Source organism: Acanthopleuribacter pedis (genome assembly GCF_017377855.1).
Classification (GTDB): Bacteria; Acidobacteriota; Holophagae; order Acanthopleuribacterales; family Acanthopleuribacteraceae; genus Acanthopleuribacter; species Acanthopleuribacter pedis.
The window spans coordinates 79,712-98,705 of sequence record NZ_JAFREP010000023.1; the positions used below are offsets into that span (position 1 = coordinate 79,712).

At 57.3% G+C, this 18,994-nt stretch carries 12 protein-coding genes; 6 read left to right on the forward strand and 6 right to left on the reverse strand.

The window, feature by feature from the left end; all coding sequences use genetic code 11:
* The first annotated feature begins 646 nt into the window (after positions 1–646).
* Genes J3U88_RS22595 through J3U88_RS22605 form a run of 3 tightly spaced genes read left to right on the forward strand, consistent with a single transcriptional unit; the run spans position 647 to position 3,143 of the window.
* A complete protein-coding gene (locus J3U88_RS22595; RefSeq protein WP_207861259.1) occupies positions 647–1,174 on the forward strand; it encodes a chemotaxis protein CheD in 528 nt (175 codons plus the stop codon).
* A gap of 18 nt (positions 1,175–1,192) precedes the next feature.
* Positions 1,193–2,059 carry a CheR family methyltransferase gene (locus J3U88_RS22600; protein WP_207861260.1) on the forward strand — a complete coding sequence of 289 codons (867 nt, stop codon included), beginning with the start codon at positions 1,193–1,195 and terminating at the stop codon, positions 2,057–2,059.
* 10 nt (positions 2,060–2,069) lie between these two features.
* On the forward strand, positions 2,070–3,143 hold the full coding sequence (locus J3U88_RS22605) for a protein-glutamate methylesterase/protein-glutamine glutaminase (protein WP_243436093.1): 1,074 nt from the start codon (positions 2,070–2,072) through the stop codon (positions 3,141–3,143).
* Between the two features lie 281 nt (positions 3,144–3,424).
* On the opposite strand, the gene J3U88_RS22610 is transcribed toward J3U88_RS22605, so the two are convergent.
* From J3U88_RS22610 to J3U88_RS22630, 5 genes are all read right to left on the reverse strand, one after another.
* A complete protein-coding gene (locus J3U88_RS22610) occupies positions 3,425–4,606 on the reverse strand; it encodes a P-loop NTPase (protein WP_207861261.1) in 1,182 nt (393 codons plus the stop codon).
* A 1-nt stretch (position 4,607) separates the two neighbouring features.
* Positions 4,608–5,702: a P-loop NTPase gene (locus J3U88_RS22615; protein WP_207861262.1), complete on the reverse strand. Its 1,095-nt coding sequence runs from the start codon at positions 5,700–5,702 to the stop codon at positions 4,608–4,610.
* Positions 5,703–5,991: 289 nt separating this feature from the next.
* A complete protein-coding gene (locus J3U88_RS22620) occupies positions 5,992–7,212 on the reverse strand; it encodes a peptidoglycan DD-metalloendopeptidase family protein (RefSeq protein ID WP_207861263.1) in 1,221 nt (406 codons plus the stop codon).
* 404 nt (positions 7,213–7,616) lie between these two features.
* Positions 7,617–9,266, reverse strand: coding sequence for a urocanate hydratase (gene hutU / locus J3U88_RS22625; protein WP_207861264.1), 1,650 nt, complete (start codon positions 9,264–9,266; stop codon positions 7,617–7,619).
* 51 nt (positions 9,267–9,317) lie between these two features.
* Complete coding sequence (locus J3U88_RS22630) at positions 9,318–11,552, reverse strand: N-acetylmuramoyl-L-alanine amidase (protein ID WP_207861265.1); 2,235 nt, start codon at positions 11,550–11,552, stop codon at positions 9,318–9,320.
* Between the two features lie 772 nt (positions 11,553–12,324).
* Between J3U88_RS22630 and J3U88_RS22635 the strand changes: the two genes are divergently transcribed.
* From J3U88_RS22635 to J3U88_RS22645, 3 genes are all read left to right on the forward strand, one after another.
* Positions 12,325–13,527, forward strand: a complete 1,203-nt coding sequence (locus J3U88_RS22635) for a cytochrome P450 (protein WP_207861266.1) — start codon at positions 12,325–12,327, stop codon at positions 13,525–13,527.
* 19 nt (positions 13,528–13,546) lie between these two features.
* Positions 13,547–14,401 carry a fused MFS/spermidine synthase gene (locus tag J3U88_RS22640; RefSeq protein ID WP_207861267.1) on the forward strand — a complete coding sequence of 285 codons (855 nt, stop codon included), beginning with the start codon at positions 13,547–13,549 and terminating at the stop codon, positions 14,399–14,401.
* Positions 14,402–14,914: 513 nt separating this feature from the next.
* A complete protein-coding gene (locus J3U88_RS22645; RefSeq protein WP_207861268.1) occupies positions 14,915–17,479 on the forward strand; it encodes a TonB-dependent receptor plug domain-containing protein in 2,565 nt (854 codons plus the stop codon).
* Between the two features lie 295 nt (positions 17,480–17,774).
* Here the strand turns inward: J3U88_RS22645 and J3U88_RS22650 are convergent, their stop codons facing one another.
* Complete coding sequence (locus J3U88_RS22650) at positions 17,775–18,923, reverse strand: acyl-CoA desaturase (protein WP_207861269.1); 1,149 nt, start codon at positions 18,921–18,923, stop codon at positions 17,775–17,777.
* Between the last annotated feature and the right edge of the window lie 71 nt (positions 18,924–18,994).

The following is an 18,994-nucleotide window of genomic DNA, read 5'->3' on the forward strand; positions in this document are numbered from 1 at the left end:
GGGCAACCCATGCGATGACGAGGGTTTGCCTTCCGCGCGGCGGGGGGCCGCATTACTCGGTCGAGCCGCCTTCGCCTCAGCAGCTACGCCGATTGGTCGGCCCCGCGAAAGGTCGGACCCACACGCCGTCTCTCGGTCGTCATCTTCGTACGCACAAGGCGTTCAGCTTCTCGCGACGAATCCTTGTGAGAAATGCGGGCTAGCACATCGCAAGCCTCGGACCTCGCCGCGGGGCGCCTATTTTTTGTTCGGCTCACAAAAACGCGGTAACCGAGCGCCGAGAAGCGCGTTCCGCGATTTTGACCGCCCCCTTCAACGATCGCCGACAAAAACCGCGGCCTCAACCGCGACGCGCCCACCGTCCCCCGGAGGCGACAATCGCCCTCAAACCAGGACACTTCAATGCTTAAAATGTTTCAAATACAAGATAAAGTAGGGTTCGATTCAAACAACACAACATGAAGCCTAGAAAACCGTTTCAAACCAAGATTTTAAAAACAAAGATCGGATTTTTTCTTGCCGCGCTAGACATTGCCCTTTAGTATGTTTTACGGGCCCTTTTACCCCATACCCATTGAAGTGTGACGGTGAACGTACTTTTTGTCCGCCCCTGCTGTCCAGGATATTTCGCGACGCCGAGGTCGAAGTGAAGCAATACCAGTGCACCCGACGAGAACCTGACTCCAGCTTTGTGAAGCCGGGTTTCGGGCTGGTGCCCCACGTGAGCGAGCGCTTGTGGACAGTCGTCGGCGCCTCGGTCGTGGTGACACTCCACGATCACGCGCGCACCCTTGGCGGCATGAACCATTACTTCCGCCCCATTCGCGTCGCAGGCCAACCCGCCACCTCGATTTACGCGGCCCCGGCCCTCGCCTGGCTGATTCGCCAATTTTTGCAAGCGGGCTCACGGCGCGAGGATTTAGAAGCACAAATCTTCGGCGGTGCTGAAAACCGCAATGCGGCCGATTATGAGCCCGGGCTGGGCAACGAAAATGTGCGGGCCGGTCGGGAAATTCTGCAACAACAAGGTATTGAAATTGGTACTATGGATGTCGGTGGTTTCCGCGGTCGAAAAATTGTTTTTAATTGTCGCACCGGCGAATCGATCGTCGCTCGTGTGGACCGAATCAGGAGTTCGGACTGGTATCCCCGTCTAGGACGGCCCAGCACCTAACCCTTCGAAGGTAGGCCCGTGATCGAACAGAACTTTTTGAGAGAGTTCAACCTTGAGCGCAGCATGGACATCAGCGACGCGGAATTCGCGCTATTCCGCGACCTCATCTACAAAAACTTCGGCATTCACTTAACCGACGAAAAACGTTCGCTGCTCGTACGTCGCCTTCAACAATTGTTGCGCATCAACAAATTCAGAAACTTCGGCGAGTACTACGACTATTTGCGCACGCACCCCTCGGACGAAAACTTCACCGAACTGGTCAATCGCATCACCACCAACTACACCTTCTTTAACCGCGAGCCCGACCACTTCACCTTTTTTACCCGCCATTGTCTGCCCGAAATTCGCACCCAATTGATCGCACAAAACTCGCGAGACTTGCGTGTATGGTGCGCGGCCTCTTCCACCGGCGAAGAACCGTACATGCTGGTGATGTTGATGATGGAGTTTTTTAAAAATGAATACCCCATGTGGGATGCGGGCGTATTGGCGACGGACCTGTCTCGTCAAGCGCTAACCACTGCCGCGCAAGGTCGTTACAAGGCCGATCAGGTCGACATGCTGCCCAAAACCTTTCTTTTAAATTATTTCCTGAAACAATCCGAAAAGGAATATGAGGTGAATCCACGGGTTAAACGCGAGGTAACCTACCGTCGCTTCAATCTGATTAACAAGGTTTACCCCTTCAGAAAGCCGTTTGACGTCATTTTCTGCCGCAATGTCATGATTTATTTCGATGAAGCAACCAAAGCCCAGGTTTCCGACAAACTGTACGAAAGCCTAAAGCCGGGCGGCTATCTGTTTATCGGCCACTCGGAAACGCTAACTCGAATCAATAATCGATTTAACTACGTCAAGCCGGCTGTCTATCGAAAACCCTAGCGAGGTGTTCATGGCGATACGTAAGGTCAAAGTGCTGGTGGTGGACGACTCCGCCTTGGTTCGCCAGCTTCTCCTCGAGGGCTTGAGCCGCGACCCAGGCATTGAGGTCGTAGGAACCGCCGCCGACCCCTTCGTGGCCCGGGACAAAATCGTCAGTTTGCAACCGGACGTCCTCACCCTCGACGTAGAAATGCCGCGGATGGACGGGGTCGAATTTCTGCGCCGTTTCATGCCTCAGTACCCACTGCCGGTGGTTATGGTCAGCGCGCTCACCAAAAAAGGCGGACAAATCACGCTGGATGCCTTGGAAGCCGGCGCGGTCGAGGTGGTTACCAAACCCGCCTCCAACTTACATGACGGCCTCAACGCCATGATGCAAGAGCTGCGCACCAAGGTGAAAATCGCTTCAACCGTGGATGTCAGCCGTTGGAAAGAATACCGCGGCAGCAAGCTTCGCTCCCCCGCCGCGGCCGGCCAACCCAAAAAAGCGCTGGCGGTCTCTACCGACAAGGTCATCGCCATCGGCGCCAGCACCGGCGGCACCGAGGCGATTCGCGAAATTCTGGTCAACCTTCCGCCCGACACACCCGGTATTGTCATTGTCCAGCACATGCCGCCCGGTTTCACCGAAATGTTTGCAGGTCGCCTAAACCAACAATCGTCCCTGGTGGTCAAAGAAGCCAAGGATGGTGACCGTGTCTTGGCAGGCCAAGCGCTGATCGCACCGGGTGATCGCCACATGCGCGTACGCCGCACCGGGGGAATCTACCAAGTTCGCTGCGCCGAGGGCGAACCGGTTTGCGGCCATTGTCCTTCGGTCGAGGTGTTGATGAACTCGGTCGCCGAACAGGTTGCGGCCAACAGCATCGGCGTCATTTTGACCGGAATGGGCCGTGACGGCGCCCAAGGCATGCTGCACCTTCGCCATGCCGGTGGCAAAACCATCGGCCAAGACGAAGCCTCCTGTGTCGTTTACGGCATGCCGCAAGAGGCGTTTAACGTCGGCGCGGTCGAGCGCCAACTCCCACTCCACCGCATTGCCGAAGAAATCACCCGCATGGTGAAAATCCTGGAGAAACGCTAACCCGCAATTCTCACAAGGATTCGTCGCGAGAAGCTGAACGCCTTGTGAGCACGAAGATGACGACCGAGAGACGGCACCGGGGTCCGACCCTTCGCGGGGCCGACCTTTCGCGGGCTCAACCAATCGGCGTAGCAGCTGAGGCGAAGGTGGCTCGACCGAGTAAGGTGGCTCGACCGAGTAAGGTGGCTCGACCGAGTAAGGCGGCCGGCCGCCCCGCGGAAGGCCGCCCCTCGTCATCGCATGGGTTGCCCCGTAGCAGCATTCCTTGTGAGAATTGCGGGCTAACCCGGGGCGCCCAAGGCGCGCAGATATGGAAAGCTAAAAATCCCGCTTTTGTGGCCGTCGCTAAACACGGGGGCTAGCCCGTAACGGCCGACGCTTTTAACCACACGCAGGGTGATGTCGCTGGGAACCGTGTCGGGATCCAACAAGGGTTCACCACTGATCTCGTCGACGCAACGGGCGCAGGGACAGGCCAGACGCAAGGGCCGGGTCCCGATGATTTGCGTGGTGCCGTCGGCCCACATCAGCCCCAATTCATCCCGACTCACCTGCCACAAGGCGCGCAACGGGTAACCCGCCGCCTCGCGCTGTTCCGGCGGCTCGGCCACGCGCGTGAGCCAATCGAGTTCCGCCCATTCCAAGGACCAAGCGCCCAACACATCGAGATCGTCGAGGCCGGCATGTACCTTATCCACAATCGCGTTCATCGCTTGCACCGATGCAGAGGCGGACCGCGCTAACACAAAGGGAACACCGGCATCACCGGAATCACAGATAACGGAATCAATCGGCAGCGCGCCCAAAAACGGAAAGCCGAGTTGCTCGGCGACGGCCTCGGCGGCACCTTTCCCAAAGAGGTCGTCTTCATAACCACAACCCGTGCAGCTCAAGAAACTCATGTTCTCGACAAAACCGAGAATGGGCACATTGAGATCACGGAAGGCCCGCACACCGCGCACGGTGTCCAGCAAACTCAGTTCTTGGGGCGTGCTGACCACGATCACCCCGCTGGGGGGGTCTGCCTGGGCGGTGGTCAGCAAAGCGTCGCCGGTACCCGGCGGCATGTCAATCAGCAAAATGTCCAATTCCGGCCAAAGCACCTGACTGTAGAATTGGGACAACATGTTGTGAACCATGGCGCCGCGCCAAATCAGCGGAGTTTGCTTGTTGGCGATGTTCCCCATCGAAATAAAATGGATGCCGTGTGCCTTGAGGGGGTGAATGGTATTGGGTTCCGGTCCCGGATCAGGCCAATCCGCATTGCCCAGCAGCAAGGTGGCACTGGGTCCGTGAATGTCGGCGTCAAGCAAACCCACACGCAAACCTCGTTGCGCCAAACCCACGGCGAGATTCACACTCACGGTTGATTTACCGACACCACCCTTGGCCGAATGCACGGCGACCACGGCATGGGCGTTGGTTCGGGTCTGTACGGTTTTTTGTTCAGGTGATGTGGTCACGTTACACCTCCATCGCGTCGGGTCCGCCCACCGCAAAACGCGGCTCGGCCACGACCAAGCGTCCGATCAAACGGGCACTAACATCTCGAAACGCGGCGGCAAGGGTGGCTACCCCGGGCTCCGCGGCGTCGGTTTGGGCGCGCAGCATCAGCGGCTCGCCGCTCCCCAGCGCGGAGGGTACCCGGCGCGACATAGGCACTTCTCCCAAAAACGGGATTTCGTATCGCTTAGCCAAGCGTTTGCCACCGTCACGACCGAAAACATAGGTTCGTTCGTCACAACAGGGGCAGGCATAGTAGCTCATGTTCTCAACCAATCCCAACACGGGCACGCCCACATCCTTGAACATTTCCAAGCCGCGCATCACGTCGCGCAGTGCAACCTTTTGCGGCGTGGTAACCAAGGCGGCCCCGGCCATGGGCGCCAATTGGGTCAGGCTCAGTTGCACGTCCCCGGTACCCGGGGGTAAATCAAGCAGGAGGTAATCCAAGGTGCCCCAATCCACCCCGAAGAGGAATTGCGACAGCATTTTGTGTAACATGGGTCCGCGCCAACTCAAGGCTTGGTGACGCGCCATAAGGAACCCCATCGAAACCATTTTGATGCCGTAAACGTCGACAGGAACCAATTTCTTTTCGCGGTTGGCAACCATTTGCTCTTCAACCCCAAACATGGCGGGCACGCTGGGTCCATATAGATCGCAATCCAAGATGCCAACCCGTGCACCGGCTTGCTGCAAAGCCATCGCCGTGTTAACGGTCACGGTCGATTTACCGACACCACCTTTACCGCTGGCAATCGCGATCAGATTGGCGACGCCGGGAATTTTCTGTTTGCCCGGCACCGGCACGGCTTTAACCGTCTGGGAAAAGGAGAGCCGCGGCGGTTTCGTGGTGAACGTACGCACCCGCGCTTCGACCGCGGCACGTAAAGCCGCTTCACCCAAGAGTGAGGGATACGGCAGATCAAGCGTTACGCGCACTTCATCGTCGCGTTCCTCCGCGCAAACCAGCGAGCCCTGATCACCCAAGGACCATTCGGTTAACGGATCAATCACCGCGGCTAATGTTTCGTGAAGTGTGTTTTCCTGGGACACCTATTCCCCCTTCGCCCAAGCGACCGTTGCGAGGCGACGGTCGCCGGCCGGCCAAAAAACCCGGCCGTCATTCGCGCCCCGATCATACCGAAAAAGCCGGGAACATGTCGTATTTTTGAAGCGGTCGTTCGATTGGGCGGAAGCCGGCGAAACCCCGATGTCCTGCACCAAACCCGCCGGGCGACCAAGCGATCCGCGGGCAAACCCGCGTCATCAAGGCCTCGACGTCGATCCGGCCACCGCGTTTGCAGAGAATCCCGGCGCGCGCCGGGGCGCAATAACGCGGCGATCAATCCGCTTGGCTTGTCTTTTCCCCGGCAGAATCCCCGGCTTTGCGAACCAGGACATTGCGGTTATCCACGCCGTCAATCTGGGTCAGGTAATGAGCAACCTTGGTCTGAAAGGCACCCCGCAATTCTTGTGGGACCGGCGTACTGGGTGGGAACTTCTGCGCCAGTGGATCGACATAGCGGCCGTTGCGTTTCATGCCGAAGTGCAGGTGGTAACCGGTGGCGTAACCGGTTTTGCCGACATAACCAATCACCTCACCCTGCTTGACACGGGAGCCAACATGGACGCCCTTGGCGATTTTGTTGAGATGAAAATATTGGGTCAAAATTTTGTTGCGGTGCTTAATTTCAACGGCAATCCCGGCGCCACCGTAGCGACCGGCACGGACAACCCGACCGGAGGCAACCGCCATCACCGGGGTGTTGCGCGGCGCACCATAGTCAACCCCGTTGTGGGGACGGCGCCGTTTCAGCACGGGATGAAAGCGATTTTTATTGAAGCGCGAGGTAACGCGCTGCAACTTCAGCGGCGAGCGCATCATTTCACGGACAAGCGACTTGCCCTCGGAATTATAGTAACCTAGTTCACCATCACCCGCGTCAAAAGCAAATGCGTCATAGGTATCAAATGCACCCTGGTAACGGGCGGCCAAAATCTCGCCGTATTCGAGAAAATGGACACCGTCATCGTTGCGAACGTACTTGGCTTCGACCAACATATCGAAGTGATCGCCTTGACGGGGATCCTTGTAAAAGTCGATATCCCAGGCGAATACCTTAGCAAGTTTACCGGCCAGCACGGCGGTTTGCGGCTCTTCAGCCAAGGCACCAAACAAACTAATGTCAATGGTGCCACGCACGGTTTTGGTTTCGGTAAAGGTTTCAATCTCGCGACGTTGTAAAACGGCCTCGGTGTCCAGATCGTTAATGTCGTATATCTCAACAGGCGATACTTTTAATGTAAAGGCGGCGAGTCGGCCGTCCTCATGAAAACCCACTTCCCACATATGCTCGGGGTGAGATTTCCGAAAGTTATAAACGGGCGTCAGCAAGTCGATAATGCGGTGAATGTCGCCGCCCTCGACACCCTGTTGCTGAAGTTGGGTGTAAATTAACGTCCGTCCAAAAGCACCGCGTTTCCAGGTCAACAAGGAACGGGGATCAACCACCTCGGGCTCAACCGGGACCGGCACCGCGACAACGGGAACCGGTTCAGGCACCGCAACTTCTTTTGGTTCCGGGCTCTGAAAAACAACAGCACCCAAAAAAATCAAAGACACAACAACAAAAAACAGCGCGGCAATATTACGATACTGCACTCGTTTCAGAAGCCCATTGAGCATACATCCCTCGCGTGTTCGATAAAAAACAAAAAGATCGCAACCCAATCCATCAGAAAAGTATGGTCTTCTGGAGGCAAAAATCCGCTGACTGCCTTGGGTTACGCGGGGTTCTCATTCGCTAAACAAAACTTAGAATAGTAACATTCTGTCGTCTCAATGCCCAGCCCTAACTTGCATCAGGCCCGCCGAGGCGCTGCTTGGGTTTCATCCAAGACCTGAGCGCCGTCAAAACCAAAAGCGAGCCCACCTTGGGCAGGCTCGCTTCAGCTTAAACCAAACTGCTAAGCTTTCATCATCGGCACATGGACGCCTTTTTTGCGCGCGTGTTCCTCGGCAAGCTCGTAACCCGCATCCACATGGCGCACAATGCCCATGCCCGGATCACTGGTCAACACGCGCTGCAGACGTTGCTCGGCATCGTCGCTACCGTCGGCGACAACCACCATGCCGGCGTGAATGGAGTAACCCAGACCCACACCGCCACCGTGGTGAACACTCACCCAGGAGGCACCGTTGGCGGTGTTAATCAAGGCGTTGAGAATCGGCCAATCGGCCACGGCGTCGGAACCGTCTTTCATGCCTTCGGTTTCCCGGTTGGGCGAAGCAACCGACCCGGAATCCAAGTGGTCACGGCCAATGACAATCGGCGCCTTCACCTTGCCGCTGCGCACCAGCTCGTTAAACATCAAACCGGCTTTGGCGCGGTCCCCGTAAGGCAGCCAGCAAATACGCGAGGGAAGCCCCTGGAATTGGACCTTTTCACCCGCCTCATCCAACCAACGGGCCAAGGCGTGGTTCTCGGGGAAAAGTTCTTTAAGCGCACGATCCGTGGTGTAAATGTCCTCGGGATCACCCGAAAGCGCCACCCAACGGAAAGGCCCACTGCCCTGACAAAACAAAGGCCGGATGTACAAAGGCACAAACCCTTTGAAATCAAAGGCGTTTTCCACGCCTACCCGTTGCGCCTGGGCACGAATGTTGTTGCCGTAGTCAAAGGTTGGAACCCCGCGTTTCTGGAAATCCAGCATGGCCTGAACATGCTCGCCCATGGTCCGCAGGGATTCCTTCTGATAACGGTCCGGGTCCGACTCGCGCAAGGTAACCGCTTCTTCCAAGCTACAGCCGTTGGGTACATAGCCGTTGAGTTCGTCATGCGCGGAAGTTTGATCGGTGAGCATGTCCGGCAAAAAACCACGCGCCAACAATTCGGGCAAAATATCGGCCGCATTGCCAAGCACACCGACGGAAACGGCTTCTTTGCCGGCACGCGCTTTTTCGATCCGGGCCAAGGCGTCGTCCAAATTGTCGTAACTTTCATCAAGGTAACGGGTTTCTAGACGTTTCTGGATGCGGACCGGGTCCACTTCAATCGCCAAACACGCCGCGCCGGCCATGGTTGCCGCCAGCGGCTGCGCGCCGCCCATGCCACCGAGCCCGGCAGTCACAATCACGCGACCGGCTAAATCGCCGCCGTAGTGTTGGCGACCCGCCTCGACGAAGGTCTCATAGGTTCCTTGTAAGATGCCCTGGGTTCCAATGTAAATCCAAGAGCCGGCCGTCATCTGGCCGTACATCATCAATCCCTTGCGATCTAATTCGTGAAAATGCTCCCAGTTGGCCCAATTGGGCACGAGCATTGAGTTGGAAATCAAAACACGCGGGGCATCCTTGTGTGATTGAAACACCGCCACCGGCTTGCCCGACTGAACCAGCAGGGTTTGATCCTCTTCCAACTGCTGAAGCTCTCGCAAGATGGCCTCATAACAATCCCAATTACGCGCGGCTTTACCCAGCCCGCCGTAAACAATTAACTTATCCGGTTCCTCGGCCACTTCTGGGTCCAAATTGTTTTGAATCATGCGGAAGGCCGCTTCTTGAACCCAGCCCTTGCACTTGAGTTCAGTCCCCCGATTCGCGCGAATCACAGCCATCGCTGCTCCTCCTGTCCTTTCTGAAATTGGGTCCCCGGCCGGCGAGCGCCCCTAGGCGCCGTCCGTTTGGTAGGTACGCAACAGCGCCTGAACGAACGCATCCGCAACCTTCTGCCGAAATGGTGCATTTTTCATGTTGGCCCGATCGTGTTTGTTGTTGAGGTTACACACCTCCACCAACACGCGGGTCGGCACCCGGTTATAGCGAATGACGGCGGGAACAAATGGTTTGCGCGGGTTACGATAGATCGCCGAACGGATCGGCTTTTGATGGTAAACCCGAATTCCGGCCTCTTTTTTGGCCGCTTTGAGATTCATGGCGAAGCTGGTACTCAAGGCCTGCGCCTTGCGCAACTGCTTCTTGGAAAAGGTAAAGGTATTGCCACGATACTCGGCGTAACGTTTGTAACGCGAAGCCGGGGATCGTTTCGGCCCCAAACGGGCATCGGGCACGTAGAACATGGCGCCGCGTATGCTGCGGTGCAGCGACTCGGCATGGAAGCTGGCAAACAAAATGTTTTCCGGTTTCACCCCCTGGCTGACCAGGCGATGGTAGTGGTGGTTGGCAATCAGCCAACGCAGGTGAACGCCGTCGACCGCCATGTTTTTGGCGGTTAACGGATAACGCGGTTGGGTTAAAAGGACTTCGTCGTTATCACGACGAAAATTACGCACATCTTGCACTTTATAAGATACGGATGGATCGAGAATGGTCGGGATCACCACGGCGCCGGTTTCTTTTTCCAAGCGCGCTTTGACCCGGCACATTATGTCGTAGACGTAATCATCTTCCCAAATCCCGTGGGGCATGGCGCCGGGATCGCGTCCGCCGTGACCGGCGTCTAGGATGATGTAAACGCCGTCGAGGTTGCGCGAGGCCACCGTGGTGGCCATCATGGAAACCTCGGCCAAGTTCTCCAAATAGGCTTGGAAAACGGGATCGTCCTTGGCCATGTATTCGGGTTCGAGCAATTCGTAGGGAATGCGGATCGGGGTACCGATGGCCAAATCGGTTTCGTCGCGAATCTGATTGCGCTGGATAATGGTTCGCGCGACACGGTTAACATCGGCCGCCCGCGTCAGACCACAAAAACGCACGACCACCGAACTGTAAATGGCCTCGCCCGCTTTTAAACGGTATTGGGCAAAGCGACCTTTCCCGTCTTTTCCCCAGCTCAGCATGGCGCGCATTTTGTCCAATTCTGCCAGATGTTTGAGAATCCGTTGCTGTGCCGCCGCGTCGGGCTTGGGTTTTTCTTCCGCCGGGACGTCAGTCTGCTCGGCTTCACCCGAGGTTGTGTCAGCGACGTTGTCTTGCGCTTCGACAAAATCCTTTTGCGCTTCAATCGGCTCTTCACCGACGGCGACATCACCCGAGGCACTGGAAGGCTCGGTATCGTCGTCGCCGGCGGCCGGGTTTTCGCCAGGCGGCCCCGGCGTCTCCTCGGACGGCCCCGGCGTCTCCTCGGAGGGTCCGGTAACTTCTTCAGGCGGTCCCGAGGACGACGCGTCTTGTTGATCTTTTAGCGTCGCCTCGAAGGAGGGTAACGGGGTTTCGGTCACGGGTGTCGGCGTCACCTGCTGAATCGGTTTCGGGTCGTGAAACACGGGACCGGGAGCGGTCGGTTCCGCCGCGTCCGCCGACGGCGAGGACGAGGCTTGCGGCACCACCTCGGTCGCCGGCGTTTCGTGGGGCACGGCCGGGCTGGGATCATCCGGCCGAGGAAGATCACTCACCAAATCGCCCCGTAACTCGCGGAACAGAATGCTTTTGGGAATGGACACCACCAAACCCTTGTAAACCCGATCTGACTTGAGGCCCGATGCTTTTTTGATGCGCTCCCAGTGGGTACCGGTCCCGGTAAAAATCTGCGAAATCGACCACAAGGTTTCGTGGCCGGGATACAAAACTCGGTGCCGCAGACGCGAGCCCTTCAGGCTGCTGCCAGGCCACATGGCCGCAACATAGGCGCGGCGGAAGGTAGGTGACAATTGGAAATAGGGAATCAAAGCCCGCTTGGCGTTAACCCGCGTCACCTCGTATTTTTTGAGAGAAAATTTCGGATCACCGAAGCGCCCGGTATACAACTTAACCATGCCGATTAAGTCGGCGGGGTCCGCGACACGCACATCCAGGTAGGCGCCGCGCCCTTTGGCAAGCGCGGCAAAACTCTGGTCGTCTAACTTTTTGAGGACTTGGGACTGCCAAGCATGGGCGGGCTGCACGCTCGCCACGGTCAGAAACAATGCAAGATGGAGCAGGAAAAACGCGCGTAAGTGAGTCATGATGCCACGGTGGTTAAGAATCTACGACGGGAGAGACACGTCGGAAACGCGAGAAACGCGCCAGAGAGAACGCGAGGAACGCGTTCGGGGGAACAACGCGAAAAACACGTCCGAGTGGACGCGGGCGAAGGCGCTAAGAACCCCACGAACAAGCCGGCGATGCAATCCATCGGGCGAACCCAAACCGGCAGACAAAAAGTCTGGCAACGGGAAGTTCAACACGACCGCTTCTTACCGACAAGCTGGATTCACCATAGCAAAAGCCCCCGCTTAAGTGAAGAACAGAGGGCGGCCGCGGCGAAACCAAAAGACCCATCGCAAAAATTTACCGCGCCCCAAACCATAGCCCAGCAGCCACAGTTTTCATGCCGCACCAATTTAACGCCACCTGGCCAACACCGGCCAAACCGACGCAAAAGGCTTTTTTGGGTTGCACCGCACAGAATCATTCCAAAGCGACGTAACTTCATTATAATGGTGGCTGGTCGACCCGCTTGTTTGCACGCGGATTTCCGTCCGGGCTGATCGAGTTTTGACCTAAGCGGAGCGATAAGAGCGAGGGATTTTGGCTAAAAATCTGGAGCAAAATGGTTTGGAAAAACGAGCCGGGGTCGCGCACGACCGCACTCACGGGGTGCGTTGCGCATTCTCCCAGGCCGTTGCAGCCCAGAGGTTTCGTTAAAGTCACCACGAGTTATCGCGTTTCTTAAGGTATGAACCCCAACCCACACGGCCACCTTCCCAATGAGACTGTCACGCTTCAGGAATTCCCATGCCGCAAACCCCTTTATTCCATCCGTTCCTGCCCGATGCGCTCAAAAATCCCTATCCTTTTTACAACCGTTTTCGCGAGGACGACCCCCTGCATTGGAGTGCGCTCGAATGTTGGATGGTTTTTGGCAACGAGGACATCCATCGTTTCCTCAACCACGACCGCTTTTCCCTCGAACCGATCTTTACCGAGGTGGATGAAGAGGCGATGCCTTTTGAAGCGGCCTGCAACCGCTGGTATCGCCTCATTAACCCGGTCCAAAAAAGTTACTTCCGCCAACGCCTCGACCATATCCTCACCGAAAGCAGCCTGCAAAAGTACGCCGGCTTATGGCGGGACGAGGCGGAGCGGTTGGCCGCGGCCCTTCCCGAATGGGGCATCTCCGACCTGATGGCACGGTTCATCAAACCCCTGGTACTGGGTGTGGTTGCCGATTTGCTCGGCGTCCCCGAAACCATGCGGTTCCGCTTCCGTTCAATCCTCACCGAACTGGACGGACGCCTTTTCGAACTGGCGGGCATGGGCGGCCGCATTTCCTCCAAAAACCTTATTTTCGGCGACCTCCTGCGCATGTACCTCGAACTGGTCTCCGCCAAACAACTGCGCAATACCGGCGGCGAAGACGCCCTCACCGCATTGTTGGCCTCACCCGAACAGGGCGATCCCGTCGCCGAGGAAGACTTGGTCGACATGCTGGTCTTTTTACTGCACACCCTAACCGAAAACAGCGCCCACGGCTTGGGCAACGCCTTGATTCCGCTCATCCACTACCATCAGGAACAGGATCTGGCGCTCGACGATCCCGCGGTCATGCGCGCGACCTTCGAGGAGTGCCTGCGCTACGATTCGCCGGTTCAGTTTTTCCCGCTCATGGCCCACGAAGACGTCATGCTCCACGGGAAAGCCGTCCACCGCGGCCAAAGTGTTTGGCTCTGCCTCGGCGCGGCGCACCGCGACCCCGCCTTCGCTGAAAATCCCGACACCTTTCAACCCGATCGCACCTTAAAGCAGCCCCTTGCCCTGGATTTGTTGCCCATCATCGATAAAGATCTGCTGCGCGTGATCGCGCACCAAGCAATTCCCGTCATCCTACCCCGGTTGAAAAAAGCCAAACTGGTGGCGGAGGGCGTCTCCTGGCAGACGGGCTCTTCCCTCGCACGCGGTCCGCGCACTTTGCCGGTTCGTTGGTCGGAACAATCCTAATCCCCGTGAAGGAACGGTTTTGAAGCAGTACCACATGGCCGACCTCCAGGACGGACCGCCCCCACAAGCCACCATCTTGCACGATTACCAGGACGATTTTGAGTGGTTGCGCGTTTGCGAAACCCAGGATCCCCACCTTAAGCTGCTTTACTTTGAAGACAGCCTGCACGGGGCGATTGATTGCGATACGCCCGGTAAACCGGTGCTTTCCTACGTGGCGCTTTACCTGGGTTACCTACGCCGCCGCGGGGCGGCCCCCAAAACCATGCTCATGGGCGGCTTGGGCGGTTGCGGCTTCTGGCACGCGGCCGCCGCGATCTGGCCCGAACTCGATAAAACCTGCATTGAAATCAACCCCCGCGTCATCGAATGTGCCAAACAGCATTTTTTCCTCGAGCCCAACGCCAGGGTGTTGGAAGACGACTTACGCCGTTGCCTGGCCGAAGAATCCCTGCCGGCCTTTGACATCCTGCTCTGCGATTGCTACGGCGCCATTGATTTGCCGCCCCACCTCATGACCCGCGAATTCATGCAACTGATCCACACCGCTTTAGCCCCGGGCGGGTTCGCGGCTTTTAACTTGGCAGACGCCGAAGCCAACGCGGTGCTCGGCCACCAGTTGCGCACCATCCTGACGGTTTTCGGCCGCATCGCCTTGTTGCGCGACCCGGAAGCGGCCAACGTGGCCGCCATCGTCTGCAAGGATCCCCAACAGATCGTCAGCGAGGCAGTCCACTGGCAACAAACGCTGTACCTTAGCGAGATTTTGGACGCCGACGCCGAAGAAACGCTGCCGACAGCAGTGCGGAACGCGGTGGTCCTGACAGACGAAAATTTGGCCGATACCCTGGATCAATTCGGGTTGTGCTGCTAACACGCACAACCGAATCACCCAGCGATAAGAAGAAACGCCGGCCCGCGGCCAAGGCGTTTGTTGGGGTTGTTGCATTCTATGGTGCGAAACAAAAGCAGGCGATTTAAGAACAAACGCCAACGGGAAAAAGCACCAAAAGGTTCCCCTAAAGCGTCCATTTCGGCACAAAAACACACTCGCTTTAGAAAAAATAACCGTTTTAGCATTCAAACCTGATCGTGGAATCCGCTATACTTCGCTTGAACAACCCAAGTTAGGACTCTTGATCTTATCCTTCCGGCTGACCTTTTCAACCCATTCAAAGGTGTTTGAACCGTGCCGGTTACCCCCCACCTTAACTTGGGCCTATCTATTTCTTCATTCCGCTTAGCCTTGATTTTTGATCCATCCATCGCTTGATCAAGCGAAGGCTTATCACCAGTTTGCGGAACATCCTCACGAGCGACCCAATCGAACCATTCGGTTTCGTGGCAGGGTTCCATCCCTGTTTATTCATTCATCATAGGAGAGATTATGACGCACGGTAGATTGAACCAAGCACTGCTGTTCGCCCTGGTCGGCTTTGCGCTGATCAGTTTTTCAGCCCCCGTGCTTGCCCAGGAGGAGACTTCCTCAAAAGAGCAAGAGAACAAAGAGGAGAAAAAGGAAGAGGAAAACACGCTTTACGAAGCGCTGGTTGTAACCGGTAGCCGCGCCAAACCGCGCTCGGCCACCGAATCCATGGTTCCCATCGACGTGTTGCAAGTCGGCGACATCGCCAACTCAGGCGAAACCGACATCACCAACCAACTGCGCAACCTGGTTCCTTCTTTTAACGTCAACGCCCAACCCATCAGTGACGCGGCCACCGTTGTCCGCCCCGCCAACCTGCGCGGTCTGGCCCCCGACCACACCTTGGTCCTGGTCAACGGCAAGCGCCGTCACCGCGCCGCGGTCATCTACTGGCTCGGTAACGGGGTCGCCGACGGCGCCCAAGGCCCGGATATTTCCGCGATCCCCTCCATCGCCCTGCGCCAAGTTGAAGTGCTGCGCGACGGCGCCTCGGCCCAATACGGCTCAGACGCCATTGCCGGTGTGATGAATTTCATGCTGAAAGAAGACCGTGAGGGCGCCACCCTGGAAGTACGCAACGGTTCCTACCAAGAAGGCGACGGCGATACCATCACCTTTAGCGGCAACGTGGGCCTGCCTTGGGGTGAGCTGGGTTTCCTGAACCTCAGCTTCGAATACGGTCAGACCGACCCCACCAACCGCAGTGTGCAGCGGGACGATGCGGCGGGTTTAATCGCGGCAGGCAATACGGCGGTCGCCAATCCAGCGCAGATCTGGGGCTCGCCCGAAATTGAAGACGACCTGAAGTTGTGGGCCAACTGGGGCTACACCTTCGACAACGGTTCAAAATTTTACGGCCACGCCAACTACGTCAGCAAAACGGTAACCGGTGGTTTCTACTTCCGTAACCCCAACACACGCAGCGCGGTATATTCTGCCGACGGCGGTCAAACGCTGCTGGTCGGTGACTTGATTGACGCGCGCGACGGTGTACTCGACGGCTCCGCCGACTGCCCCACCGTACCCATCGTCAACGGCGTCCCCGATCCTACGGCCCTGGCCGAAGTTTTTGCCAACCCCGACTGCTGGACCTTCCAAGAGTTGTTCCCCGGCGGGTTTACCCCCAGCTTCGGCGGTGACGTGGTCGACAACGCGATCAACACCGGTATCAGAGGCACCACCGAAGACGGCCTGTACTGGGACGCCAGCGTGAGCTACGGCGCCAACGAAGTTGACTTCTTCATCTTCAACACGGTCAACGCGTCCTTGGGCCCGGATTCACCCACCTCGTTCGATCCCGGTCTCTACAAACAAGAAGAGATCAGCTTCAACTTTGACACCTCTTACGCGTTGAGCGAACGCGCCAACATCGCGGCGGGCGCCGAGTACCGCGAAGAAACCTTCGAAATCGGCCTCGGCCAAGCTGAGTCTTACGCCATCGGCGGCTTGGCCAACCAGGGTTTCTCCGCCGCCTCTAACGGTTTTCCTGGTTTCTCGCCGCTCGCGGCCGGTTCCTGGGACCGCGGCAACTTCGCGTTTTACGCCGACCTGGAACTGACTGGCGAAAAGTGGACGGCCGGTGTTGCCACCCGTTTTGAGGACTTCGACGACTTCGGCACCACCATGAACAGCAAATTCGCGTTCAACTACCGCTTCAACGAAGCCTTCGCCACGCGCGGCTCCGTCAGCAGCGGATTCCGTGCGCCGACACCCGGCCAATCCAACGCCTTCAACGTATCCACCGAGTTTGACATCGCCGCCGGCGAACTCGTCAACAACGGCACCATTCCCTCTTCTTCCGCGGTCGCCCGCCTGCGTGGCGGCGAACCCCTGGTTGCAGAAAAATCCATTAACTACACCGTGGGGACCATCTTCAAGCTGGGCGAAATCAACGTCACCTTGGATTATTTCAACATCGAGTTGAAAGATCGTTTGGCCGTCACCCAACTGTTTGCACTGACCCCCCAAGAGGTTGAAGATCTGCTGGCCGAAGGCGTCACCAGCGCCGCCAACCTGCAGAATTTCCGTTTCTTCACCAACGACTTCGAAACCAAAACCGAAGGCTTTGACCTGGTCGCTACTTACCGCCCCGAGGCCTTGGGCGGCGACACCGACTTCAGCCTGGTCTTCAACCAAACCGAGACCTCGGTTGAAGAGTTCAACCCCGACACCCTCGACGCGACCCGCATCCGCGAGTTGCAAGAAGGTTTGCCCGAAATCCGCTGGAACCTGGCGGCCAACCACCGCATGGGTAACTTCCGCGTACTGGGTCGCCTGAGCTACTTCGACGACTGGTTCGATTCAGAAGACGTGCAGGTTTACGGCGGCGAATACCTCGTCGACGCGGAGCTGGCCTACACCTGGGACGAACGTTTGGGCATCACCATCGGCGGCCAAAACATCTTCGACACCTTCCCCGAGGAAAACCCCGGCGCCCGTTCCGGCGTAGGCAACCTCTACAGCCAATTCACCCCGTTCGGTTTTAACGGCGGTTTCTACTACGTCCGTTTACGCTACGATTTCTAAGCGTTAAGCCTCAAAACAAAAGCGGCCCGGTCGATGCCTCGACCGGGCCGCTTTTTCGTTTTGCCTGAAGTGATTTAGCCCGCAATTCTCACAAGAATTCGTCGCGAAAAGCAGAAAGCCTTGTGAGTACGAAGATGACGACCAAGCCACGGCGCAGGGGTCCGACCATTCGGGGTCCGACCTATCGGCGTAGCAGCTGAGGCGAAGGCGGCTCGACCGAGTAATGCGGAAGGCCGCCCCCTTGTAATCGCATGGGTTTCGGCTTTGTAGCAGAATTCCTTGTGAGAAATGCGGGTTAGCTCGCCAGTTGCGCGTTGAGCAAGCGCCACCGCTTGCGTTGGAGCTTGAGGCGGTAGGTGTATTCCAAGTAGCGCATGCGTTGGTCCAAACGCTCCAATTTGTCGTTGATTTGGCCGCGTTTGGCGGTGACCCATTCCTGCTTGGCGGTGGTCCAATCGTTGAGCGCCTGTTGGTACTCGCGGTATTGCAACTCGAGCTTGGCGCGCAACTCTTCGCAACGGGAGTGGGGTGCGAGGCTTGCCATGGTGCGGTGGTACTGTAGCGCCGCACGCGCTTTTTCGATTTGGAAAGCGGACACGGTGCGTAATTTCGAGGTCAAACCCACCCAAGACGCGCTTCGAATCAACCACTTGGTGGGATCGAACTGCCACCAGCGAATGCCGTTGCGGTAGTCGTACTGAAAGCGGTGATGGTAGTTGTGGTAACCCTCGCCGTAGGTCAGCAGCGCCAGGAAATCGTTGTCGCGCGCGGAGTTGTCCTCGCTGTAAGGGCGCCGTCCCCAGATGTGGGCCAAGGAGTTAATGAAAAAGGTGAAATGGTGGTTGAGCACCACGCGCAGCAGGGTCGCCAAAATGAACACCCCCCACAATTTGCCGCTCAGCAATCCGAGCAGCAGGGGCAAAGCGATGTTGGTGGTCAGGGTGAGGGTCAGGTTGTAGCGGTGCTGCCACATAACAATGGGGTCGCGCTGCAAATCTTTGACATTGCTAAAGTCTTGCGCGCCTTTCTCATTAAACAAGATCCAACCGATGTGGGCATGCCAAAAACCACGCTTGATGGAATAGGGATCTTTGTCGTTGTCATCGACGTGGCGATGGTGGCGTCGGTGATCGGCGGACCAGTTGAGAATGCTGTTCTGGATGGCGCAGGCACCGAAAATTGCGAAAAACAAACGCATCAACCAATGGGCTTCATAAGCGCGGTGCGACCAGAGGCGATGGTAACCGGCGGTAATAGACAAACCGGTCGCCAACATGAAAAAAGCGAAACACGCCCATTCAAACGCGCCGAAGCCGGTGTAGTACGCATAAAGCGGCACGGCAATCGCCGCCGCAATCGGGGTTCCCAAAATCACGAGGATGTTTTGCCAAACCGGAACCGGTTTGTCGTTTGTGGCGCGGGCCAATGCGTCACTGCTGCTCATAAAGCCTCCCCCAAAAGATGCTGTCGCCAATCCGCCGCGGCAGTCGTGGAAAAACACCATGACACGCCCGT

Excerpts from the sequence above, each read along its gene's own strand:
- J3U88_RS22605 (WP_243436093.1), top strand. The coding sequence starts at position 2,070 with ATGGCGATACGTAAGGTCAAAGTGCTGGTGGTGGACGACTCCGCCTTG.
- hutU (WP_207861264.1), bottom strand. The coding sequence starts at position 9,266 with ATGGCTGTGATTCGCGCGAATCGGGGGACTGAACTCAAGTGCAAGGGC.
- J3U88_RS22630 (WP_207861265.1), bottom strand. The coding sequence starts at position 11,552 with ATGACTCACTTACGCGCGTTTTTCCTGCTCCATCTTGCATTGTTTCTG.
- J3U88_RS22635 (WP_207861266.1), top strand. The coding sequence starts at position 12,325 with ATGCCGCAAACCCCTTTATTCCATCCGTTCCTGCCCGATGCGCTCAAA.
- J3U88_RS22645 (WP_207861268.1), top strand. The coding sequence starts at position 14,915 with ATGACGCACGGTAGATTGAACCAAGCACTGCTGTTCGCCCTGGTCGGC.
- J3U88_RS22650 (WP_207861269.1), bottom strand. The coding sequence starts at position 18,923 with ATGAGCAGCAGTGACGCATTGGCCCGCGCCACAAACGACAAACCGGTT.